Below are 25,026 nucleotides of genomic sequence, written 5' to 3'. Positions count from 1 at the left end.
CGTCGCGACGCCGCACGACGCTCCGAACCACCCAACTCCACCCGATAACTAGGCGTTTCATAATAAATTTGCTAATATATAACCTAAGAAACACCACTCAATGCGCTTCCAAACGAAGAGCGCACATGATTTGGCTAGAGGAGATGAAAAAATGCACCATATAGGAACAAAAGAAATAGAAACGGATCGACTTTTACTCAGACGATTTACAAAAGCAGATACTCAAGCTGTTTATACTAACTATGCAAGTGATGATCTAGCAACTAAATACTTAACTTGGCCGAGCCACCAGGATGTTTCAGTTACTGAAGCGATTCTTGATACATGGGTAGAAGGATATGGTGACTTATCTCAATATAAGTGGGCAATTACTTTAAAGGAACAACCAGGTGAAGCGCTGGGAGACATTACTGCTAGCATTCCTCATGATTTAGAAAAAATAGATGCATGCGAGATTGGTTACGTCTTAAGTCCAAAGTATTGGGGGCAAGGTTACATGAGCGAAGCGATGAAGGCTGTAACTAAATATTTATTAAAAGAAGCAGGCTTTAACCGTGTCATTGCTAGGCACGATGTGGCCAATCCAGCTTCAGGAAAAGTCATGCTGAAGGCTGGTTTACAATTCGAGGGAATCCATCGCCAAGGCAGTTTAAATAATACAGGAATTATTGATACAGCCCAGTACGCCATTTTAAAAGAAGATATATAGTAGAACGTATCATAAAAAATATCGTCAGCATTTAATAAAAAATGTATTAATGAATATTCTTAAAACCAGTATTGAGTTGACTTTAATTAAAGACTTCGTTAAAATGTTAATTAAAGATGAGAATTTAATGATAAAAATCGACGAAGAGAAGAGTAGCAAATTGACTTTGTTTAAGAGAGCCCGGTTGGTGTGAAAGTCACAGAAAAAATTTGTGAAGATGAACTCTGAGTATTAGCTAAGTGAAAGCTTTTCTAACGGTAGCAACCGATACCTTGCCAACGTTTATATAGACGTATTAAGGCACTTATTGTGAGATAAGTGTAAATTTGGGTGGTAACACGATATTGTCGTCCCTAATCAGAGAGTTGATTAGGGGCGATTTTTTTATTTAAAAAAAGAAAGGAAGTTGAGTATGCCAATTAAAATTGTTGAAGGATTACCCATATGCAAAGAATTAAAGAGAGAACAAATAGTGACAATGGATGAGAGCACGGCACGTACTCAAGACATTCGTCCCCTTAAAATACTCATTCTCAATCTCATGCCTAAAAAAGAAACGACAGAACTGCAGTTATTGCGATTATTAGGTAATACACCGCTTCAAATAGAAGTAGATTTAATGTATACAGCAACTTACGAAGCGTCCAATACACCGATCAGTCACTTAAATCAATATTACAAAACCTTTGATGAAATTAAAGACCAACAATATGATGGACTTATTATTACAGGTGCTCCTGTAGAGCAATTTGAATACAATGAAGTCAATTATATTGATGAGCTGAAGACAATATTAGATTGGTCTCAAAAAAATGCCTTCTCCCGATTATTTATTTGTTGGGGGGCTCAATATGCCTTAAATTATTTTTACGGCATCGACAATTATAAGCTTGAACAAAAGTTATTTGGTATTTATGAATATGACGTATTAGAAGCAGATCAGCCCTTACTTCGTGGTTTTAACGACACATATCAAGTGCCACAATCACGCCATACTTCAATTTCTATCGAGACTATACAAGCTCAAAAAGATTTGAGAATCACAACAAAACATCCAGAATTTGGACCAGATATTATTACAACAACCGACAATCTAGACATATTTTTATTAGGGCACTTGGAATATGACCGAGAAACATTACATCAGGAATATCAACGCGATAAAGAGGCAGGAAGTAAAATAGCTCTACCAGAAAATTATTATCCAGGAGACGATGATTCGAAAACGCCAAAATTTACGTGGAAAAGCAATGCCTTTCTTCTATACAATAATTGGCTTAATGAGGTTTACCAACATACCTATTATAATTTGAAAGATATTTTAAAGGAGGATAAATAAAATGACAACACACATCAATACTAAACTTGTCCAATTAGGAAATCGCAAAGATCCATCAACAGGTGCCGTCGTTGCCCCTATCCACTTAGCGACAACATACGCTCATCCAGGTTTAGGGCAAAGTACCGGATATGATTACACACGAACGAATAACCCAACCCGAGATATCTTAGAAGAAGGCTTAGCGGCCTTAGAAGGTGGCGAGAGAGCGGTTGTTACAAGTTCAGGCATGAGTGCTATACAATTAGCATTTCAACTTTTTAAACAAGGTAGTCATATTTTAGTTTTACGCGATTTATACGGTGGAAGTTTCCGATACTTTAATCACCTTGAAGCAGAGAATTTAGCACAATTTACTTACTTTGAAACAGAAGCAGACTTTGAAAAACTAATCAGCGATGACATATCAGGGGTATTCATTGAAACACCGACAAATCCATTAATGCAAGAGGTTGATATTCAACGTATCGCAGATTTAACGCATCAACATAAAGCACTATTACTCGTGGATAATACTTTATTAACGCCACTTCGCCAAAGACCCTTAGAATTAGGTGCAGACATTGTACTTTATTCAGGAACAAAATATTTAACGGGACATAATGATATCTTAGCTGGAGTGGTCGTGACAAATGATAAAGGTATGGGTGAAAAGTTAGGCTGGTTATCGAATACAACCGGTCCTACTTTATCAGCCTTTGACTGTTGGTTGTTTATTCGTAGTTTGAAAACTTTACCGATTCGTTTAGATCGACAAGAAGCAACTGCGCAAGAAATTGTGACCTGGTTAAAGCAGCAGGAACAAGTTAAAGATGTGTTATATGCTGGAAAAGGTGCCATGATAAGCATCCGCTTAAAAGGTGAAGCGAAAGTGGGACCATTCTTAGAGAAGTTACAAGTATTTACATATGCCGAAAGTTTAGGTGGGGTTGAAAGTTTAATTACATACCCAACAACACAAACACATGCAGACATACCAAAAGAATTGCGTGAATCCTATGGCTTAACGCCTGATTTATTAAGGTTGTCTATCGGCTTAGAAAATTCTTCCGATTTAATTCAAGACTTAGAAGTTGCTTTGAAGGAGTAAAAATGATTAGATGATTTTAGAAGAAAGAAGGTAGATGTGAGTGGAAATAGAAGAGTTTGTAGAAAAGTATTATGTTGAGCGTCAACATACAAATTCATTAAAATGGGACCTATTAGAAGAACGCTTTGGTCAAGCAGATTTACTCCCTTTATGGGTTGCTGATATGGACTTTAAGGTGAGTCAAGCTATTACAAAAATATTAAAAGATCGAATATTACATGGTGTTTATGGTTATACATTTGCAGGTAAATCATATTATCAAGCATATAATAACTGGATGGAAACATATTTCTCTTTCCCGATAAAAGAAGAATGGGTTCGCTTTTCAACAGGTGTCGTTCAAGCGATTTACCACCTATTATACACTTTCACCGACGAAAATGATTCAGTGATTATTCAAACACCTGTTTATTATCCTTTTAGTGACGCGGTTAAAGACACAAATCGTCGATTAGTCAATGTCGACCTAGTGAATAACGATGGATATTTCACCATTGATTTTGAACGGTTTGAACAGGCAATTATCGATCAATCGGTGAAATTGTACATCCATTGTTCACCGCATAATCCAGTTGGACGAGTGTGGACAGAAGAAGAGCAAGCGAATTTATTCGCCATTTGCCAAAAGCACAATGTGTTAATTATCTCTGATGAAATTCATCAAGATTTTACTTTTGAACGTGAACATATCCCAGCAGCAAATGTTTCTGAAGGAGTTCACCGCCCACGAGTCATTACTGTGAACTCAGCGTCTAAATCCTTTAACATCGCTGGTTTAACTCATTGTAATATCGTAATCACAGACGATGAGTTGCGTCAAAAATATGATGATTTCGCAAATTCCATGATTAAAACAGAAGCAAATATTATGGGGCTATTTGCTACTGAGGCTGCTTATGTGGATGGTATGGATTGGATAGACTCATTGAAGAATGTCATTTTCAATAATTATGAAATCGTCCGCGATTACTTCACAAAATTTGCACCAGAAATTACAGTATCACCACTCGAAGGGACATATTTAGTCTTTGTAGATTTACGCAAAGTAGTAAAAAGTGATGAGATGGTCGAATTCATTCAGGAAAAATGCGGGCTCGCAGTGGATTACGGAGAATGGTTTGGTGAAGGTTACGAAGGTTTTATTCGTTTAAATCTTGCGACAAAACCAGAAAATATCGAAAAAGCTGTCCAAACAATTGTTGAACAGCTAGGATAATGCAAAATAAGACCTTCCGTCAGTGAAGGTCTTTTATTATTGCCTATTATAGATCTGATTTAAATAATGAATCCGAATTATTTTTGTTCAGGAGTTAGCACATTGATATAGTTAGGTAAGACGCTAATTTCCACCGGGAAAGAAGGACCTTTATCTCCATCAACGGCCACATGTGTACTACCATCTTGATTAAGTAATTCGATCTTGATATTTTTGGCATCTACCGTTAACACACCGTTGTTTTGAACTTTCTCAGTATCGAAGATCCAGTTAGCAATACTTCCAACTCTATCTCCTAAAGTCGTTTTCTTTAAACCAAAGATGTGTAATTTACCATCATTATAGCTGGCATCTTTGAAGAAGTTAGTTAAACCAACCACACTACTTGATACCCCAATTAATAATAAATCTAATTCAAATTCATCGACTTTATTATCAATATTTAAGCTGAAACGGTAACTCTTTTGCTCGTTTAACGCTTGAATTCCTTCAACTAAGTAAGCGACAGGACCTAAGCGTTCCTTCTCTTCTTCATTTACTTCAAAGACACTTTCAGGAATTGTTCCCGTAGAAACTAAACTTAAGAAAACTTGATCATTCACAAGCCCTGCATCAATGGATTGTGGAGTAAGGTTTGGTAAATCCTTAACAGCTTTATCCAAGTTTATTTCGATATTTAACGCACGCGCAACATTATTTACCGTTCCAGTCGGCAAAATGGCAATCTCTGGCCGATAATCTTCATCTTTAAGACCCGAGGCAAGAAGTGAAACCGTTCCGTCACCACCTAAAATAACGATAGTATTATATGTTTCGCGCGCAGCTTCTTGAGCGAACTTGACAACATCATCGCCGGATTCCGTTATATTTATTGTTGCAAAACGTCCATTTGCTTCAAGGATTTCTTTCGCTTGTTGAGCATAGTCTTCTGCTTGTTTTTGGCCAGAAGATGGATTTGCAATAATCATGACATCTTTCATTTTATCTCTTCCTTTTAGAAAATTTATGTTTATACTATACCGCTCGTTTTTATGAATAACAACTATTTGGAAAGGACTCTACTTCAAATGTGAATTAATTGTTAAAATTTTAAATAATACCTGAAAAAAAGACTATATCTGTTACAATTGAATTATCGCATTAAAGGAGTTGTAGTTGAATGAGACTGAATTTGAAAGACATGGATACAAAATCACAAACAACGCTAATTAGTATCGGGACGGTTATTTTTGCGGTTTTAATTACGGCATTATTTGCCAGACATCATCAGCAACAAGTGCAAAGTATTGATTTGGCGACAAGTGCCATACAAGACTTGTATTTAGATGAGGGAAATACGTATTTGAACCCAAAAATATCTCCAGAACTAATAAAAAATGCTGAAGTGACCGCTAAAGAAGTTGGAGGCGTTCAAGGAAACAGGCTTCAACATTTAGTAAAATTAGCAGAGGATAAGCAAGTGGCAATCGCCAACTTATCTGAGCTTTACCAAGGTGATGAACCAATCATTGTCGGTGAACAAATTAAAGAAGGGCTTCCTTTAAATGAAGCAGTGACGCCCCAATTAGTAGCCGAACAAAAAGAGCAATTACCTTTTTCCGATGAAGATGCTCTCACAGAAATAATCTATTCTCTTTATGATCAGATTCTAACAACCTTTAATGAAATCGAAAAAGCAAGTGACCAGATTCAACACTTATCTGAAGAAGTTCATTTAGATTCTTTAGATCAAGAAATCCAAACTTATTCTAAAGTGGAAGAAGTGCTTTTAAAAAACCAAAAACATCCACAAACTAAAGCAGTGATTGATAAATATATGGAAAAATGTCGTATTTACGCCGAAGATTTAATTGAACATTCTGAATTACTTGAATCCAATCAGACAATATCAGACGCGATTTTTAATTCACGTGGTTTATCTGCTCCTTTAACGGGCTCTCCCATTGACGAGCGGCCGTTGGTTGCTCTTACGTTTGATGATGGCCCCACTGAGAATACCTTAGAGATCCTAGAAGTATTGGATGAACATGATGTTACAGCCACCTTTTTCTTTTTAGGGCGCTCAGTCGAGGCCAATCCAGATATTGCCAGAGCAGTGGTTGAAGCAGGGCATCAAATTGGAAACCATTCCTATTCCCACGCAAATTTTGATTTATTAAATTTGGGAGACGTTGAACACGAGACTGAAATCACACAAGAAATCATTGCGGATGCTACAGGTGTAACGCCAAATATCTACCGCTCGCCTTATGGTAATGGTCGTCAGAAAATGTTGAAACTTTATCCCGATATGGAACCTATATATTGGAATGTTGATTCAGAAGACTGGTTAAGTAAAGATGAACAAATAACTAATGAGCATATTGCTAATCACTTACAACATCGATCAATTATCTTAATGCATGACACTCAATTATCAACCACCGAGGCAATTAAAACACTCATACCTCACTTAAAAGAGCAAGGTTACGTTTTTGTCTCACCTACTCAAATTCCAGAAGCAGATTCATATCGGCTATAAAAAAATCCTCGGAGAATATCCGAGGATTTTTTGTGCATATTTATACTAGACAACCTTGTCGCATTTACTTTTTAGCTTTAATTTCTGGTCTTCTTGCCAGAAAGAAGCTAAGTGACAGCAACAACCAGAATAAGCCAAAAGAAAAACCAGCCAATACATCACTAAAATAATGCACTCCAAGGAAAATTCGGCTAAAACCGATGAATAAAATAATTAAAAAGGCGAATACAATCAGAATATGACGAAACACGCTTGGTTTGAGAAACAGAATGAGTAACACAATGACGCAACCAAAAGCAACCATCGAAGAAAACGCATGACCACTCGGGAAAGAATAACTACTTTCTTGCACCATTCGAATCGCTTCATTTGGACGACTTCGTTGAACAATATTTTTAACCAGTGGATTCAATGTCAAACTCCCAATCACATTTGTAATTAAGATCCATAGTGGTAAATCAATTCTCTTAGTTAAAAGGTAAGCAATCACCGCCAAAATGACGACCGTCGAAACGACACTCATTGGATTCGCAAGAATTGTCACGGCATTAAAAAATGAACTTAATAGGGGTGTCCGCCAAGAAACAATTTCAAGCGTAATAAGATTATCCAAATGTTGAATTGCATTCATATTGAAAATAACAATTGCAATAATAATCAAAAAGGGTATCAGAGCAAGTAATGAGTAATTTAAATATTTTTTATTCATAAAAGCACCTCGGTATTTTATTTAATTAAATAAAGCTTGTCTTTAAATGAATCTCCATGAATTTGTTCATATAAAATAAAATATTCTTCAAAAGTTATCTCCGAACTCGTACCTAGCAATTCAAATTCAACATCAAATAAATTCACAATCATATTTAATTGTTGGAAGCCATTCTTCTCGTAAAATTTCAGGCGTCGTAAACGTTCCTCTATGATACCTTCATCCGTTTGAACAACTTCAATTTCTAAGCAAATATTCACGTCAGGATATTTTTCTTTAAGAAGTGATAAAACTTTTGAACCGTAACCTAGGTTGCGATATTCAGGAGAAATTGCAAAGTATTCAACAAAAATTAATTGAGAACTTTTTAAAGTTGAAATCATACCAATAAAGCGTTCGTCTTCAGTAATTGCGAAGACTTCAGCAAAACCAGTTTCTTGATGTGAGAATAAAGTTTCAAAAGGTTTGCGTTCATACGAAGGAAAGGCATTAATATATAAAGTTTCCAAATCATCTGCCAAAGGTGAGTGAATGGAATTGATACGTTGGATTTTCATGTTATAAACTCTTTTCTAATATACTTATTCTATTGTATCTTTAATTGAAAAGGATTTAAAGAGTCTACTTTTATTATATTTTCATGAAGATAATCAGCAAGGGGATCAAATTTGTTTCATGTATGGTAAAATAGGTGAACATTTTAATAAATTTAAATTGTTTAAGGAGGTATAGATATGGAATGGATTAAATTAATAGGTATTGTCATTATCATATTAGGTTTTATTCTAAAATTTGATACAATCGCAACTGTTGTTGTCGCAGGGCTTGTTACTGCATTAGTATCAGGCATTTCATTCATAGAATTTTTAACGATACTCGGAGAGGCATTTACGAACCAGCGTTTTGTAACCTTGTTCTTCTTAACTTTACCGATGATCGGCTTGTCAGAGACGTTTGGTCTAAAAGAACAAGCGATTCGATTTATTGAAAAGATTAAAGGACTCTCAACAGGTGGCTTGTTTACAGTGTATCAAGCGATTCGTGAATTATCGGGATTTTTCTCAATTCGACTTGGTGGGCATCCACAGTTTGTGCGTCCATTGATCTATCCAATGGCAGAAGCAGCAGCGGAGTCAGATACGGATGGTAAATTAGATGAAGACGATGTTGAGAAAATTAAAGCACGCGCATCTGCAGCGGATAACTATGGTAATTTCTTTGCGCAAAATACATTCGCAGGATCTGCCGGAATTCAATTAATCAGTGCAACATTGATTGACTTAGGTTTAAACGGTAACCAAAGCTCATTAGCCATTGCGTCAATCCCAATTGCAGTGATTGCATTAGTATTAGGTGCCATATTCAACTGGCGTTTTGACCGTCAATTACGTAAAAAAGCGAAGGCTAAAAAGTAGGAGGAGAAATCAATGGAACAATTTGCAAGTACAGTTTTAGAAATTATGTATATCGTCATTGGTTTACAATTACTTTATACAGCTTACCGTGTATTCAACGATGAGACGAATCCTACACGTATCGGAACGACATTATTTTGGGCGATTCTAGGAGTCCTATTCGTTGGTGGTAGTTATATTCCCAATATCATTAATGGAGTATTAGTGTTGATCATTGGGGTAATTACTTTATTCAAACAAGTATCGATCGGAGAAATCAAAGCCACACCGGAAAAAGAAGTTAAAGAGAATGCTGATAATACAGGTAATGGTATCTTCTTACCCGTCATGACTTTAGCGATATCTTCATTATTGATTGCCCAAATTTTCCCAGCATTAAGTCAATCGGTCTTAGGTATTGGAGCTTTAATTGGGACGATAACACTATTATTCACTATTCGTCGTGGACCAAAAACATTGCTTCCAGAAAGCGATCGCATGATTCAACAGGTATCAACAACAGGTATTTTACCTCAATTGCTTGGTGCTTTAGGTACAGTATTTACTGCAGCAGGTGTTGGAGATGTTGTGTCTGGACTTGTTCAAGGAGTCATCCCAGCTGAAAGTCGATTCTGGGGAGTTTTAGTATATGTCTTAGGTATGGTGTTATTCACAATGGTTATGGGGAATGCCTTTGCGGCCTTTACCGTTATTACGTTAGGAATTGGTGTGCCATTCGTATTCTCACTCGGTGCGGATCCAATTATTGCAGGAGCTTTAGCAATGACTGCTGGTTTTTGTGGAACTTTAATGACCCCTATGGCTGGTAATTTTAACGCATTACCTGTAGCATTATTAGAGATGAAGAGTGAATTCGGAGTCATTAAAGACCAAGTTCCATTCGCGCTTATTATGATTGTAGTGCATGTTGTCTTAATGTACTACTTACCATTTATCTAACAGGAGGAGTTTATATATGAAAATTTTAGTAACAGGATTCGATCCATTTGGTGGCGAAGCAATTAACCCTGCCATTGAAGCAGTAAAATTATTACCAGATACAATTAAAGGTGCAGAGATTGAAAAATTAGAAATCCCAACAGTTTTCCACAAATCTGCAGAGGTTGTCCGTGAGAAAATGAACGAATTCAAACCTGATGTTGTTTTAAATATCGGTCAAGCGGGCGGACGTATGGGCTTAACACCTGAACGTGTCGCAATCAATCAAGATGATGCCCGTATTCCTGATAATGAAGGAAACCAACCGATAGATTTAGCTATTCAAGAAGACGGCCAACCAGCTTACTTCTCAAAATTACCAATCAAAGCAATGGTAGAAGCGATGAAAAATGCAGGCATTCCTGCCTCAGTATCAAACACAGCAGGAACTTTTGTATGTAATCACATAATGTACCAAACACTTTACTTAGTTGATAAAGAGTTCCAAGAAGTAAAAGCAGGATTTATGCATATTCCATTCATGACTGAACAAGTATTAGATAAACCAAATCAACCCGCAATGTCATTAACTGATATGGCTCGCGGAATTGAAGCAGCGATCGAAGCAATTGTTGAATACAATGATAAAGACGATATTCAAGTGATCGGTGGAGCGACGCATTAATTTTTAACTCGGTAAGGCAATCTGATATACTTAGATTAACAAACTTACGAAAAGAGGAATGGGCATGTCAATATTTGATCGATTAACAGGAAAAGCAGGTAAAGTCAATAACACGAGTGCTATGAATGTGATTCAAGATATTTTAACGTCAGCAGAAGAAGTTGTTTCAACATACAAATTGATTCGTGACTTTATTGTGTTCACTAACAAACGTCTTATCTTAATTGACATCCAAGGAGTCGGAAGCAAGCGAGACATCCAAAGTGTTCCGTATAAATCAATTAGTCGTTTCTCAATCGAAACGGCAGGGACAACTGATTTAGATGCTGAAATTGATATCTTCATCTCGAGCGCTACAGAACCGATTATTCGCTTAGAATTAGGTCGTAATCGTGACAACTTAAATGAAATAGCTCGTACCTTAGCTGAAGAAATATTAGGTTAGGCAAACAAAAGGACTCATTTACCTGGTTAAACGGGTAATGAGTCCTTTTTTTAAAATTTAATCACTTTAATCACCGTGACTACTTTACTTCTACAGCCATTTATTCCGTTTAAACAGCCAGTAACCAATTAACACTAAAATAAGAGTAATAATACCAATGATAAACATCGAAGACGTAGCCTCTTCACCTGGCACAGGAACGTTCATTCCCCAAGCGCTAGTTATAATGGTTGGAATTGTTAAAATAATGGACCATACAGTTAATACGCGCATAACTTGGTTCATATTATTATTGACCACATTCGATAAGATATCGCTCACTTTTTCATTGAGTTGCTTCAATTCATGCACCATGCCACTCGCTTGATGCAATTCAACATTAACATCACGCAGATGGTGCAAGTCATTATCCTCAATATCTAACTGGTTAAACTGTTCTTTTAGATGTTCTAGTACATCCCGATCATTATTAATGGCTGAATTAAAGAAGACGAGCGCTTTATTTAATTTCATTTGCTTGTAAAATATTTCATTTTTAGTAGACTCTGTGACATATGATTCTAAATCCCAAATTTCTCGGTCGATTTCCTCTAAAAGAATAATGAATAATCGGGCGATAAACCATAGTATATTCAATACTAGGCCCAACTCATCTAAGCCGTTAAAAGAATTCAATCTCATTTCTGTAATGTGATTGAGAGTTTTTAAGGAATCGATACTAGTGACAATGACTAAACCAGGTTTAAATACAATGGCGATAGGGGCAGTACGATACACGTCACGGAAGTCTTGTGTTCGCTCTTTAAAGGGGTAGTTAAAGAGTACCAAGGTGTATAAATCTCCATCATCGCCTTTATACGACTCCCACCGGGCAACTTCGTAAGAATCTAGACCACTCGTTATAAAATCCTCAGGAATATCAAATTGATCAAGCATCTGTTGAATTTCCTGTTCATTCGCTTGCCATAAATGATAGAAATCATACGATTTATCTTCTTGATTCTTCTCATAAGTCATTGTGTAATGTTCTAGCATGTCGCTTCCCCCTTAAGTTGAATTATTTAACTTTACTTTAGCACGTCTTGATATTAAATACGATTGGAAGGACTTTATTATATTAAACAAAAATAGAGATGAGAAAATTTCTCATCTCTAAAACATTCATTTAGCCTTTTGTACCTGCAGTAATATCCATTCCTTCTATAAAGTAACGTTGAAAAGCAAAGAATAAAATGATTACAGGTAATAAGACAAGGAGTGAACCAGCCATTAAATAATTCCACTGAGTCGCTATTTGCCCTTGAAATACTTGAAGCCCTAATTGTAAAGTGTATAATTCTTGATCATTAATATATAATAACGGACCCAAGAAATCATTCCAAGCGCCATTGAAACTGAATATAGCAATCGTTGCAAGGGCTGGCTTAGATAAAGGAATCATAATTTGCCACCATATCTTAAAGTGACTAGCTCCATCAATCTTTGCTGCCTCAATTAACTCATCAGAAATAGTCGAGTAAAATTGCCGGATTAAAAAGATATTGAAGGCACTTCCGAAAAAGGCTGGAATGGTTAAAGGTAAGTAAGTATTTAACCAACCTAATTTAGCATAGAATACATAAGTTGGAATTAAAGTCACAAACCCAGGTAACATCATTGTGGCAAGTAAAATCGAAAATAAGATATTCTTACCAGGAAATTCTATTTTAGCAAAGCCATAAGCAATGAAAGAATTCGATAAAACATTTGCAATAACAGAAACTGTAGCAATAAATAGTGTATTAAGTGTGTATCGAGTAAAATTTCCGTTTTCCCAAGTAACTGCATAGTTTTCAAAATGCCATTCCTCCGGCCAAAAAGTAGGTGGGTACCTCATTATTTCTGGCATTGATTTGAAGGAAGTAATAACCATCCACCAAATTGGAGATATTAATAAAATTGCTCCAGCAATTAAAATGATGAAAATAATGAGTTTAGTAATCACCTCACTGCGTCGCTGTTTACTTTTAGGATGTTTCTTCAAAGGTATCTTTGCAGTTAACTCTGTTTGTTTAGATTGAGTTGTTTGTTGCATCTTAATTGCCTCCTTCGCGGTAAACCCAACGAGGCGCGAGTTTTAGATTAATCAGTGTAATAACGAAGACAATTAAGAATAGTATCCAAGACATCGCCATTGCATATCCCATCTCAAAGTTAACGAAAGCTTTATTCCACATATGTAAGTTAAAGAATAACATTGAGTTTGCGGGACCGCCTGATCCATTTTGAGACATAACATATGCTTCTTGAAATACTTGAAAAGAGCCAATGATACTTGTGACTAAATCAAAGAAAATAATCGGAGTTATCATAGGCAATGTGATATTTAAGAACTTACGAATGTGACCAGCTCCATCAATTTCAGCTGCTTCATAAAGTTGAGTGGGGATTCCTTGTAAGCTAGCTAGATATAGTAACATTGATCCGCCGACTTTCCAAAGATTCATAAAAATTAATGCTGGTTTTGTCCAATTTGGATCGAATAACCATACGGGACCTTCAATACCAAACCATGAGAGAACAACATTTATGAGTCCTGATTGGGGACTTAATAATTGCATCCATAAGAAATAAACGCCGACACCAGATAAAACGGAAGGTAAGTAATAAATCGTTCTAAAGAAACGAATCCCAGGTATTTTCTGGTTCATTAATAAAGCGATGATGACTGCTGCTACTAAAGTAGCTGGAACTGAAATTGCAACATAATAAATCGTATTCCCTAACGCCTTCCAAAAGAGAGGGTCGCGACTAAACAATCGTTTATAGTTTTCTAACCCAACAAAATCCATTTGTGAAGTAATATCATAATTTGTAAAGGAACCAATAAATGAAAAAAGAAGTGGCCCAAGAGTAAAAACAATAAGTCCAATTAACCAAGGTAGAATAAAGATATAACCTTGAATCGCTTCTTTGCGTTTAATTGAAGTATGTTTTTTTGTCCACTTTCGCTTGGTGGTTGGATTTGTATTTGACATGCTGATAACTCCTTTCATGTAACCACATAATAAATATGAATGACTGTTAAATATAACCAACCCTTAAAATTCTAATATATAGAACTTTAAGGGAAGATTAGTTAACAATCATAAATCTATCTATGTATTAAGGTAACATCTGCTCTACCATAGTTTGAGCATCTTCCAACGCTTGTTGAGGTGTTTTGTAACCAAGGTAGATGTTGTCTAATTCCGTGTTTACATAAGTCATTAAATCAGGTAATTCTAAAGGTTGAGGTGTTAAGATTGTGTGTTCCATATTTTCAACAGCAATTTGATATACTTCTTGTCCTTTTTCAGATAAAGAATCATTCGATATAGCACTTTCTGCTGCTTCGATATGAGCAACATTATCAAAATTATTTACAGCCCAATACTCTTGTGATGTACGATCAGTTAAATACTTAATAAATTCCCAAGATTCAGCAGGATGCTCTGCCCCATATGGAATTTCAACAACGAAACCGCCACCCCAAGAAGTTTTCCCGCCTGAACTATTCTCAAATTCAGGAACGGCTGTGACACCGAAATTTAAGTCCGGAGCATAAGCAGCAATTTGTGAATAATGAGTTCCTTCTTTAATCATCATTCCTATCTTCCCATTCATAAACGGATCAGCTTGTTGATTTCCAAACTCAGCTGTAAAAGCATTTAATACATCACTTCCGTAGAGGTTCTCATAATCAACTACCCAATCTAAAGCAGCAATACCATCGGGTGCATTAATCGTAGGAACATTATTCTCAAAGTCCCAGAACCCATGACCAGTCGCATTCATATAATAAAAGTCGCCCTGTACACCATATCTTGGTACATATCCAATTCGATCATAAGTATCTCCGTTTTTTACATCCATTTTTATAGCCATTTCTTGTAATTCAGCCCATGTTGTAGGAGGTTGTTCAGGATCTAAGCCAACTTCTTCCATGATATCTTTATTGTAGTATAGAAGTCGTGTGTCTGTGGTGAAGGGTAAAGCATAATTCTCACCCTCAAAAGTTGTTACTTCCCAAAGATTTTCATAATATTTATCAGCAAAGTCATCGTCCTCCTGAGCAATAAACTCTGAAAGGTTAGTATTTTGGTTCTTTTCAGCACGTTGAGCGACAGTATTAATATCATTAACAATCACGTCAGCTGGATTTCCAGCTGCAATTGATGCTAAGTTCTTTGTAAAGATATCACCCCAAGGTAAGTAAGTGTGGGTAACATGAATGTTTTCTTGTGAATTATTGAATTCTTCTACCAGATGATCAACAAAATTCCGACGTGGTTCTGAACCCCAAAATGTCCAGAAATCTAATTCAACCACTTCCCCATTTTCTTGTGCTGAAACGGGGGAGCTTATATTTATACTAATAAATGAAAAAGCCATTACAAAGGTGATTAATAAATTAATAATTTTTTTCATTGTAAATCCTCCTTAAAGTTTATGAAACGGTGACAGACATAATTTACGATATAAATCGGTGCGCTGAACATTAATAACAAACCTAGACCAGGCTGGAAAAATGCGGTCACTATTATAATCAAATGCGCTAGTATTATCAGTAATGACATAACAGGATTTTTAATCGTTAGTAAAAATCCAATTATTATAGATTTCTTCAATGTAACTGAATGATTTGCAAAAATATAAAGTGAAAAATGAAAAATACAGTAAATTATGAGACTAAGAAAAATTAAAGCATATTTAAATGTGATAACGAGCGGACTCTGAGTTGTAATTGAATTAAGAATGAGTAAATCTAATCCAATGATTAAAGCAAAAGAGAGATATATCAAACCAAATTTAAGGCTTTTTCTCCACAGTTGTTTAAAAGCGCTTTTAAAGCGAAAAAATAATGATGAATTCTGTATTTCATCATTGGAAAAATAGCCATCGATCACATGAACTAATGCGAAAAGACTAGGGAAAAGAGTTATTAAAGGTATACTGAATAAAATAAATAGTAAATTAACGGAAACTAGAAAAGGTAAAAAATGTAAAAAACTAATAAGTTTATTTTTAATTAGACCTACCCCTTTCGAAGATTAGATTTCCAAAAAAATACCTATTAAAAGATAAGCATCACTATTGGAACATAGCGTAAAGCGAATACAATTAAAATAAGAATCACTCAAACAAATACTTTAATTTTATTAAATCACCTTTATGATAATTAGTCAAATTATACTCTATTAATTATAGCAATATAATAAAATGACCGATTATTAATTGACCACAAAAAAACTGAATAACTTATCGTTACTCAGTTTAAGGTATCTATACTTTATTTAATGTTATAACCATGTTCTTTTGCTAAATCAATGTATTCTTGTAAGTCGCGTTTAAATACCCAATTTGTGAATGATTCAGAAAGTACTTCACTTGCTGTACGATACACTAATGAAGGGATGTTACGAATACAGTAGACAAAGATATCGTCCACTTTAAGTAATGGTTCATCATAAGTTGTCTCTTTACTGAATTTAACGGCTTCACCAGGTTGAGCGGCTAAATCAACAACAAGCGTTCCTTTTTTCATGTTTTTAACATGGTCATAAGTTAGCATATGATTTGTTGGATCAGTTACCGCAATTCCGTTAATAATCACATCGTATTCACTATAAGTTTTATAAAATTCATCTAAATTACTACGGTAGAACATACGAATATTATCAATAGCACCAAGTTTAGATGCAGCATTCATCGCACCTTGAGATACATTTCCCGAACCAAGAATCGCGATATTCGTTGTCGAACTGAACAGTTTACCGTAACTTAACATTGAATGAATGGTACCTACATAACCTGCGGTAACGCTGTTTTTGTAAGTGAAGTTACTTCGGATAAATGGAATAGGTTCAATCTTATCTTCAAAAGCAATGGTTGGTTGTGTATTATCAATATTTAAGATGATTAAATGTTTATCAGTTGCGACCCCTTCCATGAATGCTTTACCTTTGGCTTGTGGGTGGATCCAGCCAATAATAATTTGGTTATCTTGTAATAAATCATATTCCTCTTCCGGTATACCTTTCATCGAGTAAAGAGCATCTGCTTGCTCATAGACCTCTTTACGTGAAAGTATTGTACAGCCTTTATCTTCATATTCTTTATCTGTAATTTCTAAACTCTTCCCAAAGCCAGCTTCGATTAATATATCATTTTCAAAGCCTTCGATGTGTTCTGGAAGTAGAGTAAGTCTCTTTTCTCCAGCATTACTGGGTTTTAATATCCCTAATTTCATATAATACCTCCTATGTCCTTTTTACATTCTATTATAACCTTTACTAGTAAATATTTCAGTGAAATAAATTATTATAATAAAATTATGAAGATAGTATTGACATATAATATAATTAGATGGTATACTTCTGTTTGTCGTTGTCACGACCAACCACTTTTTTATTGCCGGGGTGGCGGAACTGGCAGACGCACAGGACTTAAAATCCTGCGGTGGGTGACTACCGTGCCGGTTCGATTCCGGCCCTCGGCATAACAAGATATCGGTTTTAAATAATCCTTACTCTAGTAAAGAGTGAGGGTTATTTTTTTAGTTCGTTAAAAAAACGGAACTCACTAGAAGTAAGCTCCGTTTATCGGTCAATTTATTAGTTCCCATTAACTTCAAATACTTCAGCTACTTCTCCATCGATATAATGTAACATTGGGGCAGTTTCTACGGCGTTATGGTATTCATCATATTGGAATGCACCAGTGATTCCTTCAAACTGAATATTTTCCATTGATTCGCGAATTGCTTCAGGGTCATCTGTTCCGGCTTCTTCAATAGCTTGGAAGATTAAGTGGGCAGCGTCATAACTTAAAGCATCAAATGTGTCAGGTGATTCACCGTAACGTTCTTCGAATTTCGCAACATATTCTTGAGCGCCTGGGTTTTCACTACCAGTATGGAAGTGAGAGGTAATGTAAAGTTCTGTGACATTTTGTGGGCCAGCAATTTCTAATAATGTATCACTTGCGAAGCCGTGTCCACTTAGAATTGGTTGCATTAGACCCATTTCACGCGCTTGTCGAACAATGATTCCACCTTCACTAAAGAAACCAGGTATATATAAAACATCAAAATCAAGGGCAGCCAATGAAGTCAATAGACCCATAAAGTCTTGCTCGCCAGCGTTGTAGAAGAGTTCTTCAGTAATTGTCCCACCTAAAGCTTCGAATTCTGCTTTAAAAGGATCGGCTAAACCAACCGAATAATCATTGGATTGGTCAGTAATAACTGCTGCGTTTGTTGCACTTAATTCGTCCATAGCATATCTAGCAGCAGCTTTACCTTGGAAAGAATACGTAAAAGCTAAACGGAAGATATTGCTTATTACCTCACCATTCTCATCGATTGTCAGATCATCAGACGTTCCAACTGGATACATTGTCGGTAACTGGCTTTGAATGGCAGAAGGGCGTGATGCATAAATCATATCTGATGTTGCTGGGCCAAGAACTGCTACTACATCTTCACCGGCTAGGCGTGTCGCAATGGATGTTGCTTCAGTTTTGTTCGAAGTATTGTCATAGTCAATAATTTCGATCGTGCGGCCATCTAATAAACCGCCCGCTTCATTGATTTCTTCAGCAGCTAATGTCAGATTATCGATGATAGGTACACCATAAGCTGATCCGTATCCAGAGAGTTCTAAATTCGCACCAATGCGAATTGGTTCCTGTTCTTGTGCGTTGGCAGTGGACATAGCAGGCGTTAAGATAGCCCCTAAAGTAAGCATTGATAGTAATGTTAGTCCCATTTTTCTTAGTTTCATAATAATAATCCCCTTTTTTAAGTTTCAATAGAAAAATAAAAAGCCCTATTCTATCTTGCGGATAGAATAGGACTTTTAAAAAGAAAATCCTATTCTGTCAACAAACACGAATAGGACTTGGCATATATTCGAATTTTTATCGAATAAGCTAAGTCCTGACAGCGTCGACGACGACGTTGTTTAATTTTGTGTTTGTTAACAGAATCATTCGGTTTTCTCCTTGAATTTTAATTTTTCTAATGTTATACAAAGATAACACACAGAATTAAAATGTGCAAGCGTTATTAAATACTAAATAATGAATATTATTAGTATCATTAAGGAAAAAACATAGAAAAGGCATATCAATACCCTCAAGTCGGTGTTATAATTACAAATGTAGGTAATCGATTACAATGTTATTTTAGTAGCAATGTATACCTTTTACAAACTGACAGGTATTTTTAGCCTTAATCGAAAATATAATTAAAAAAATAGTTAATAGAAAAATTAAAAGAAAGAGAATAAAATGAGTGGAAATATTATTAAACAAACCAAAGATGATAAAAAGTTCTTAATTATGGCCCACCGCGGATTCTGGGGTGGGAATGTAATTCAAAATACCCGTCAAGCTGCAATTACTGCTAAAAAAGCGGGGGCAGATATTATAGAGGTCGACGTATGTCGCTCAGCTGACGGCGTGTATTATTTATTTCATAAATTAGTCGTAAGAATGTTACTAGATGTTGATAAAGAGTTTGAAGAGATGACCTCTGAAGAGATTGATTCTCTAATGTTACTCAATTCAAATGGACAAAAATCTGGCTACCGAGTAGAAAAGTTAGAAGACTTTCTAGATTGGCTTCCAATGAACTATATTGTAAATATAGATCGAACGTCAGATTACTGGGATGACGAAGCTTTTTTTGACATATTAATCAAATCAGGTAAGAAAGAATTATTATTCCTAAAAGCACCAGCCGAACCAAAGTCATTAGAGTTGTTAAACGAAGCGAATGTGAATATACCATTCGTTGCGATTGCCTACGAACAAGCTGACTTTGAACGAGTAAAGTCTTATGAAAATATTCGATTAATTGGTGTTGATTTAAGAATTGATGATTTAAATCATCATTCATTGCTAGAAAGTAATTGGTTAAATAAACTGATTCACCAAGATATGATGATTATTGCCAATTCTGAACACCTTGGTAGAGAGTATAAACTATTCGATGTGCTGGACGATACAGCCGCAATTCTTGGTAGTGAAACTTATGTCTGGAGTATTATGAGAAAATACGGAGTCAACGTCATCAAGACAGATTGGCCTAACTTTGTGAATGATTACCGTAACCGTATTAGAGAAAGAAACTAGAAAAACCGCTAAAGTAATTTTTAACTTTAGCGGTTTTTTACTATTAATTTTTCAAATCAAGACGGTTATATCCAATGAAACCAAGAACCGGTTCTAACGAGCTATTCAAGAATAATGTCCACTGGTTTTAAGTTAACATGCCCAAGTGAGTCAGGAACCATATTCAGTACGTGGTCTTGCACAACATATGGATTACTGTAGTAGTAGATTGGAATAATAGGCATTTCTTCGATAAAGAGAGCCTCTGCTTCCTTTAACAAATCAATTCGTTTTTCCGAATCTAATTCACTATCTGCTTGTTCCAGTAGTCTACGATATTCCTCGCTATCCCATCCTGTATAATTATTCCCAGTAGCCGGGGTTAAGTACATGTTTAACAGTGATGTTCCATCATTATATCTTGAAGACCAACCTAAACGGGCTACTTGGTAATTTTGCGCACCTAGATTGTCGAGATGTACTTGCCATTCTGCATTAGAAAGTTCAACGTTTATACCTAAATTTTCGATCCAATTATTTTGAATAAATTGAGCAATAGCTGAATGCGCTTCACTCGTATTAAAATCGAGTGAAATGGTCAACTCACCCGGATCAGATAGACCTAATTCTTCTAAAGCTTGACTCAAAAACTCTCTTGCGGCTTCTGGGTCGTTATCTGAGAAGTAAGGTTCTTTATTTTCAAACCCATTAATTGAAGGAGGAACAAGTCCCATTGCAGGTTTCTCGCCACCTTTTAAGACGTTATCAATCAAACCCTGACGGTCAATGGCCAATGCTAGTGCTTTACGCATGTTTAAGTTAGACATAATCTCATCTTGAGTGTTGACAGTGTAGTAGTAGACAGAACCTTCATCCGCAATCGTTAACTGACCATTATCCCGGTATATCTCTAACGCATCCAAAGATACGTAGGTAAATGGATTACCAACATAGTCAATCTCACCAGCTTGAAAAGCGTTGTTCGCTGTAGATTGTGATTCGATGATTTGCATATTAACTTGATCCAAATGAACGTTTTCCTTATCCCAGTAAGTATCATTTTTACCTAATGTAATATGGCCATTATGAACCCATTCAATTAAAGTGAATGGACCATTTGATACATATCCATCACCCGCCTCGGTTGCCCAACTGGGATCGGCTTCTACCACAGATTGAAGTACTGGTGAGAAAGCTTGTCCGTTAATTAAATCTAAAAAATAAGGGGCAGGGTTAATTAAAGACACTTCTAAAGTGTAATCATCTAAAGCTGTTACACCTACATCTTCAGCAGATCCATCGCCAACATTATATTCTTCTGCGCCTTCTATAATATAGAATAACGCTGCAGATTGAGATAGAGTTTCTGGATTCAATGTCCGTTTCCAGCTATATTCGAAATCATGAGCCGTTACAGGTTCACCGTTGGTCCATTGGGAACCCTCCCTTAAGTGAAAGGTGTAAGTCAAACCATCTTCGCTTGTCTCCCAAGATTCAGCAGCAGCAGGTTGAGGAACACCTTCGGTGTCTAACCATGTCAATCGTTCAAAGGTATTACGGATAACAGCCCCAGATATATTCTCGTTACCTAAAGCCGGATCAATCGACGGAGGTTCTGAAGCGATAGCCACATTCAGAATTTTTTCCCCCTGTGCATAAGATACACTGACTGGAGTAATGAGACCAATGGATAATAATGCGACGACAAATATTAAAAGCGTTTTCATTTTCATCTTAGATTTTCTCCTTTGTACGAGGTCATCCCATATATGTAAGGATTATTTCAATACACTTATTTTGATATAATAATATCCTTATTCAGAATATAAGTCAATAAAAGTGAAATTATCTGTAATATAAGCCCTTATCTTAGTACATTAGTTATAAAATACCCTATAAAAGTTTTATTTCATAGGGAAAATACTTATATTTAATGGTTCTTTTTTCGTTTAGCTTCTTTAACTAATTTCAATGCTCGTTTACGTGTTTTAACATTAAGGCACTTTAAATCACGATAAGCACTCGAGAGAGTTATTTTTGACATAAAAAGTTAACTCCTTTTTTACCAACTCGCTTTATCTAGTCCAGGTATTTGTCCTAGGTGGGCCAATTTATTAAAGTTTACACGGAACATACCAAATTTACGCATATATCCTCTTGGCCTATCGTCAATATTATCGCGTAGTGGACATCCATTAGAAAAACACGTTCACTATAACATTTCCTCAAACGAATAAATCGTATCAAATGCAACTTGGGATAAAGTGCAGTACAATAAACTTACAAGGAGGCGAAGTTTATGAAAATCACGACAGATATGCTCCATCCAGAATTACGTCAAGTAGGAAAATGGATTCGTCGTTTACAACCTAAGATGAATCAACGAAAAATGAAAAAGTTAGGGCGCTTTTCTCAAAAAGCTTTATATGGTAAATACTCGGGACCCAACCGCTTAAGAGAAGTATGGATTCCACGTAAAGACGGGTCACTGCTTCGATTATGCGTCTTTCGACCCCGTGAACGAATGTCATCAGATAAAGAAATCTTTCTAAATCATTCAGGTAAACAATGGGATGCTTCAATTGATAAAGCACCCGGGCTACTCTGGCTTCATGGTGGTGGCTTCTCACTAGGTGCACCTGAACAGGATGCAAGTCTTATTGATGACTTTATTGAAGTAAGCGGATCTGTTGTCGTTGCACCTGATTACACATTATCTGGCGATGCACCTTATCCTGCGGCATTAGAAGATGCTTACTTGGCATTACAATGGCTAAAAGATCATGTATCAGAGTACGGTGTCCGGCCTGATCAACTATTTATTGGTGGTGATAGTGCGGGTGGCGGACTCACTGCAGCTCTATCACTTTTAGCAAGAGACCGCGGCGAAGTGAATATTGCCTTTCAAATCCCTTTATACCCTATGTTAGATGCAAGTAGACAGACTGCTTCAGCGCAAATAGAGAATAGCCCAGTATGGAACAGCCAATATAATGAAGTTGCTTGGAAGATGTATTTAGGTCCTGATTATCAAGCAGAAAACCTACCTATCTACGCTTCACCAGCACAAGCGACAAATTATTCAAATTTACCGCCAACTTATACGCATGTTGGAACAATGGAGCCTTTCTTCGATGAAACAGTCAACTATATTAGTCATTTACTTGAGGCTGGTGTGCCAGTACATTTTAAATTATTTGAAGGGGCGTATCATGCCTTTGATATCATTCAACCGAATACGCCAATTGCGAAAGAAGCGCGTGCTCATTTACTTACGACATTCAAATACGCTGTCGACAATTACTTTTCAGAACAACCCAATTAAGAAATTCCGGAGAGGTTTGACTTTAAAATATTAAGTTGCTACAATGCTTGTAATTAAAGCAAAGCAATTATTTTATCACCGATGAAATAGTAGGCTCTTTTCCTTTTGTGTAGGTCTTGGAAACAAAAGGGAGGGGGCCTTTTTTGAGGGGGAAATGAATTTGGTAGGTCTGAGTAATCAAGCGTCAAGGACGCGAAAGCAGTTTATGCACTATGTTTCCTTAGCGATGTTGAGTATGATGGGACAATCGCTGTTTATCTTTGCGGATACATTCTTTATCGCAAATGGTGTCGGTTCACGGGGTATAGCCGCTTTAAATATTGTATTACCAATGGTTAATGTGTTTAATGGGATTGGTTGGATGTTTGGAATTGGTGGGGCAACTGTATTTGCGATTGCCCTTGGTAAGAAGCAATTTGCTGATGCGAACCGTTTATTTAATATGACTTTAATGTTTACAATTAGTGCTGCAATTGTATTTGTGGCGATGACGAGTCTGTTCTCGGAACCCATTTTGCGATTTTTAGGTGTGAATGAAGGGACGTATCCTCTAGCGAAAAGCTATTATGATATATTGATGTTCTTTTCACCACTGTTTATGGTCAATTTTGTCTTTATTTCATTTTTAAGAAATGATAATAATCCACGTCTTGCGATGTTTGCGATGTTAACAGGAGGCTTAGTGAATATCGTATTAGACTACCTCTTTATATTCCCTTTACAAATGGAGTTAAAAGGAGCAGCAATGGCGACAGTGTTCTCTCCAGTAACGTCGATTCTAGTGGCAACTTTACACTGGCGCAGGGTTGATCATCACTTGCACTTTAATAAAGTAAGTATGCAAATTAGGAAACTTAAAGATATTGTGAGTCTGGGCTTTTCTTCATTCTTTAACGAGTTCTCTTCAGCCGTCGTGATGTTTTTATTCAATATTGTCTTATTAAGATTGGTTGGAAATATTGCTGTATCAGCCTATGCAATTATTGCCAACATTAATATTATAGTCATTGCTTTATTTACAGGCTTAGGTCAAGGTTTTCAACCACTAGCAAGTAAGTTCTTAGGGCAAGGAAATTCGAAAGAATTAAAACATGTGTTAAAACTTGCGCTCATTGCGGCGGTATTCCTTAGTTTAATCATTTTTGGGATAGGTTTCTTTTTCCCAGATGGGTTAGTGACAATTTTTAATAGTGAACAAAATAAAGAGATGGCACTGATTGCGTTTCAAGGGATTCCGTTATACTTTATATCATTCTTATTTACGGGAATGAATTTTGTTGTGATTTATTACTTGGCAGCAATCAATCAAGCGAGATCTTCGCTCATCTTATCGGCAATGCGTGGTTTTATTTTAATCATTCCGGTGCTACTTGTGATGGCCTTGTGGTTTGACCTCATCGGTGTGTGGCTCACGATGATGATTGTTGAAGTTATGACATTTATATTCGCATTATATATTTTACGTAAGTCACTTAGCAGACTAGCGTAAGTAAAAACCCCCATCAATTGAACGATG

The 25,026-nt window shown here is 36.2% G+C and carries 24 protein-coding genes, 1 tRNA gene and 1 pseudogene; 13 read left to right on the top strand and 13 right to left on the bottom strand.

Going from position 1 to position 25,026, the window contains the following annotated elements; all coding sequences use genetic code 11:
• The first annotated feature begins 151 nt into the window (after nucleotides 1-151).
• The 4 genes from HW423_RS03905 (at nucleotide 152) to HW423_RS03890 (ending at nucleotide 4,354) form a co-directional block, all read left to right on the top strand.
• The gene (locus tag HW423_RS03905; protein ID WP_218930642.1) at nucleotides 152-709 is read left to right on the top strand and encodes a GNAT family N-acetyltransferase; all 558 of its coding nucleotides are present in this window, start codon (nucleotides 152-154) and stop codon (nucleotides 707-709) included.
• A 412-nt stretch (nucleotides 710-1,121) separates the two neighbouring features.
• A complete protein-coding gene (locus tag HW423_RS03900) occupies nucleotides 1,122-2,048 on the top strand; it encodes a homoserine O-succinyltransferase (RefSeq protein WP_218930641.1) in 927 nt (308 codons plus the stop codon).
• Between the two features lies 1 nt (nucleotide 2,049).
• Nucleotides 2,050-3,138 (top strand): aminotransferase class I/II-fold pyridoxal phosphate-dependent enzyme, encoded by a 1,089-nt coding sequence (locus tag HW423_RS03895; protein ID WP_218930640.1) that lies wholly within the window; start codon nucleotides 2,050-2,052, stop codon nucleotides 3,136-3,138.
• Nucleotides 3,139-3,178: 40 nt separating this feature from the next.
• The gene (locus HW423_RS03890) at nucleotides 3,179-4,354 is read left to right on the top strand and encodes a MalY/PatB family protein (RefSeq protein ID WP_218930639.1); all 1,176 of its coding nucleotides are present in this window, start codon (nucleotides 3,179-3,181) and stop codon (nucleotides 4,352-4,354) included.
• A 77-nt stretch (nucleotides 4,355-4,431) separates the two neighbouring features.
• Here HW423_RS03890 and HW423_RS03885 read toward each other — a convergent pair whose 3' ends face one another.
• A complete protein-coding gene (locus tag HW423_RS03885) occupies nucleotides 4,432-5,334 on the bottom strand; it encodes a diacylglycerol/lipid kinase family protein (protein WP_218930638.1) in 903 nt (300 codons plus the stop codon).
• A 179-nt stretch (nucleotides 5,335-5,513) separates the two neighbouring features.
• Here HW423_RS03885 and HW423_RS03880 point away from each other — a divergent pair, with 179 nt between their 5' ends.
• Nucleotides 5,514-6,875 carry a polysaccharide deacetylase family protein gene (locus tag HW423_RS03880; protein WP_218930637.1) on the top strand — a complete coding sequence of 454 codons (1,362 nt, stop codon included), beginning with the start codon at nucleotides 5,514-5,516 and terminating at the stop codon, nucleotides 6,873-6,875.
• Between the two features lie 64 nt (nucleotides 6,876-6,939).
• On the opposite strand, the gene HW423_RS03875 is transcribed toward HW423_RS03880, so the two are convergent.
• A complete protein-coding gene (locus HW423_RS03875) occupies nucleotides 6,940-7,584 on the bottom strand; it encodes a phosphatase PAP2 family protein (protein ID WP_218930636.1) in 645 nt (214 codons plus the stop codon).
• A 17-nt stretch (nucleotides 7,585-7,601) separates the two neighbouring features.
• Nucleotides 7,602-8,141, bottom strand: a complete 540-nt coding sequence (locus tag HW423_RS03870) for a GNAT family N-acetyltransferase (RefSeq protein ID WP_218930635.1) — start codon at nucleotides 8,139-8,141, stop codon at nucleotides 7,602-7,604.
• Between the two features lie 177 nt (nucleotides 8,142-8,318).
• Between HW423_RS03870 and HW423_RS03865 the strand changes: the two genes are divergently transcribed.
• The 4 genes from HW423_RS03865 to HW423_RS03850 all read left to right on the top strand — a co-directional run bounded on the left by HW423_RS03865 (nucleotide 8,319) and on the right by HW423_RS03850 (nucleotide 11,047).
• Nucleotides 8,319-8,999, top strand: coding sequence for a DUF969 domain-containing protein (locus HW423_RS03865; RefSeq protein ID WP_218930634.1), 681 nt, complete (start codon nucleotides 8,319-8,321; stop codon nucleotides 8,997-8,999).
• A 12-nt stretch (nucleotides 9,000-9,011) separates the two neighbouring features.
• Complete coding sequence (locus tag HW423_RS03860) at nucleotides 9,012-9,938, top strand: DUF979 domain-containing protein (protein ID WP_218930633.1); 927 nt, start codon at nucleotides 9,012-9,014, stop codon at nucleotides 9,936-9,938.
• 16 nt (nucleotides 9,939-9,954) lie between these two features.
• Complete coding sequence (gene pcp, locus HW423_RS03855; RefSeq protein WP_218930632.1) at nucleotides 9,955-10,602, top strand: pyroglutamyl-peptidase I; 648 nt, start codon at nucleotides 9,955-9,957, stop codon at nucleotides 10,600-10,602.
• A gap of 64 nt (nucleotides 10,603-10,666) precedes the next feature.
• On the top strand, nucleotides 10,667-11,047 hold the full coding sequence (locus HW423_RS03850) for a PH domain-containing protein (protein ID WP_218930631.1): 381 nt from the start codon (nucleotides 10,667-10,669) through the stop codon (nucleotides 11,045-11,047).
• A 90-nt stretch (nucleotides 11,048-11,137) separates the two neighbouring features.
• Here HW423_RS03850 and HW423_RS03845 read toward each other — a convergent pair whose 3' ends face one another.
• The 6 genes from HW423_RS03845 to HW423_RS03820 all read right to left on the bottom strand — a co-directional run bounded on the left by HW423_RS03845 (nucleotide 11,138) and on the right by HW423_RS03820 (nucleotide 17,318).
• Nucleotides 11,138-12,082 (bottom strand): magnesium transporter CorA family protein, encoded by a 945-nt coding sequence (locus HW423_RS03845; protein WP_218930630.1) that lies wholly within the window; start codon nucleotides 12,080-12,082, stop codon nucleotides 11,138-11,140.
• Between the two features lie 130 nt (nucleotides 12,083-12,212).
• Nucleotides 12,213-13,121 (bottom strand): carbohydrate ABC transporter permease, encoded by a 909-nt coding sequence (locus HW423_RS03840; protein ID WP_218930629.1) that lies wholly within the window; start codon nucleotides 13,119-13,121, stop codon nucleotides 12,213-12,215.
• 1 nt (nucleotide 13,122) lies between these two features.
• Nucleotides 13,123-14,064 (bottom strand): carbohydrate ABC transporter permease, encoded by a 942-nt coding sequence (locus tag HW423_RS03835; protein WP_218930628.1) that lies wholly within the window; start codon nucleotides 14,062-14,064, stop codon nucleotides 13,123-13,125.
• 127 nt (nucleotides 14,065-14,191) lie between these two features.
• A complete protein-coding gene (locus HW423_RS03830) occupies nucleotides 14,192-15,496 on the bottom strand; it encodes an ABC transporter substrate-binding protein (RefSeq protein ID WP_218930627.1) in 1,305 nt (434 codons plus the stop codon).
• Entirely contained in the window at nucleotides 15,493-16,083 is a 591-nt protein-coding gene (locus tag HW423_RS11525) for a DUF624 domain-containing protein (RefSeq protein ID WP_408014882.1), read from the bottom strand. Before HW423_RS11525 ends, HW423_RS03830 begins: the two co-directional genes overlap by 4 nt.
• Nucleotides 16,084-16,358: 275 nt before the next feature.
• The gene (locus HW423_RS03820; RefSeq protein WP_218930626.1) at nucleotides 16,359-17,318 is read right to left on the bottom strand and encodes a Rossmann-fold NAD(P)-binding domain-containing protein; all 960 of its coding nucleotides are present in this window, start codon (nucleotides 17,316-17,318) and stop codon (nucleotides 16,359-16,361) included.
• 163 nt (nucleotides 17,319-17,481) lie between these two features.
• Here HW423_RS03820 and HW423_RS03815 point away from each other — a divergent pair.
• Nucleotides 17,482-17,567, top strand: a tRNA-Leu gene (locus HW423_RS03815).
• Between the two features lie 115 nt (nucleotides 17,568-17,682).
• On the opposite strand, the gene HW423_RS03810 is transcribed toward HW423_RS03815, so the two are convergent.
• A complete protein-coding gene (locus HW423_RS03810; RefSeq protein ID WP_218930625.1) occupies nucleotides 17,683-18,852 on the bottom strand; it encodes an ABC transporter substrate-binding protein in 1,170 nt (389 codons plus the stop codon).
• Nucleotides 18,853-19,360: 508 nt separating this feature from the next.
• Between HW423_RS03810 and HW423_RS03805 the strand changes: the two genes are divergently transcribed.
• On the top strand, nucleotides 19,361-20,206 hold the full coding sequence (locus tag HW423_RS03805) for a glycerophosphodiester phosphodiesterase family protein (protein ID WP_218930624.1): 846 nt from the start codon (nucleotides 19,361-19,363) through the stop codon (nucleotides 20,204-20,206).
• Nucleotides 20,207-20,307: 101 nt separating this feature from the next.
• Here HW423_RS03805 and HW423_RS03800 read toward each other — a convergent pair whose 3' ends face one another.
• The 3 genes and pseudogenes from HW423_RS03800 to HW423_RS03790 all read right to left on the bottom strand — a co-directional run.
• Nucleotides 20,308-21,918 (bottom strand): peptide ABC transporter substrate-binding protein, encoded by a 1,611-nt coding sequence (locus tag HW423_RS03800; protein WP_218930623.1) that lies wholly within the window; start codon nucleotides 21,916-21,918, stop codon nucleotides 20,308-20,310.
• A gap of 197 nt (nucleotides 21,919-22,115) precedes the next feature.
• The gene (locus HW423_RS03795; protein WP_218930622.1) at nucleotides 22,116-22,229 is read right to left on the bottom strand and encodes a putative metal homeostasis protein; all 114 of its coding nucleotides are present in this window, start codon (nucleotides 22,227-22,229) and stop codon (nucleotides 22,116-22,118) included.
• An 18-nt stretch (nucleotides 22,230-22,247) separates the two neighbouring features.
• Nucleotides 22,248-22,367: pseudogene (locus HW423_RS03790) on the bottom strand (30S ribosomal protein S14); the annotation flags it as partial.
• Nucleotides 22,368-22,484: 117 nt separating this feature from the next.
• Between HW423_RS03790 and HW423_RS03785 the strand changes: the two are divergent.
• Entirely contained in the window at nucleotides 22,485-23,510 is a 1,026-nt protein-coding gene (locus HW423_RS03785) for an alpha/beta hydrolase (protein ID WP_218930621.1), read from the top strand.
• A 154-nt stretch (nucleotides 23,511-23,664) separates the two neighbouring features.
• Nucleotides 23,665-24,999, top strand: a complete 1,335-nt coding sequence (locus HW423_RS03780) for an MATE family efflux transporter (RefSeq protein WP_218930620.1) — start codon at nucleotides 23,665-23,667, stop codon at nucleotides 24,997-24,999.
• Nucleotides 25,000-25,026: the final 27 nt, after the last annotated feature.

The organism is Ruoffia halotolerans (assembly GCF_014049385.1).
In the GTDB taxonomy this organism is placed as follows: domain Bacteria; phylum Bacillota; class Bacilli; order Lactobacillales; family Aerococcaceae; genus Ruoffia; species Ruoffia halotolerans.
The sequence above is the reverse complement of the archived record's forward strand: the minus strand, read 5'-3'. Positions and strand labels throughout refer to the sequence as shown.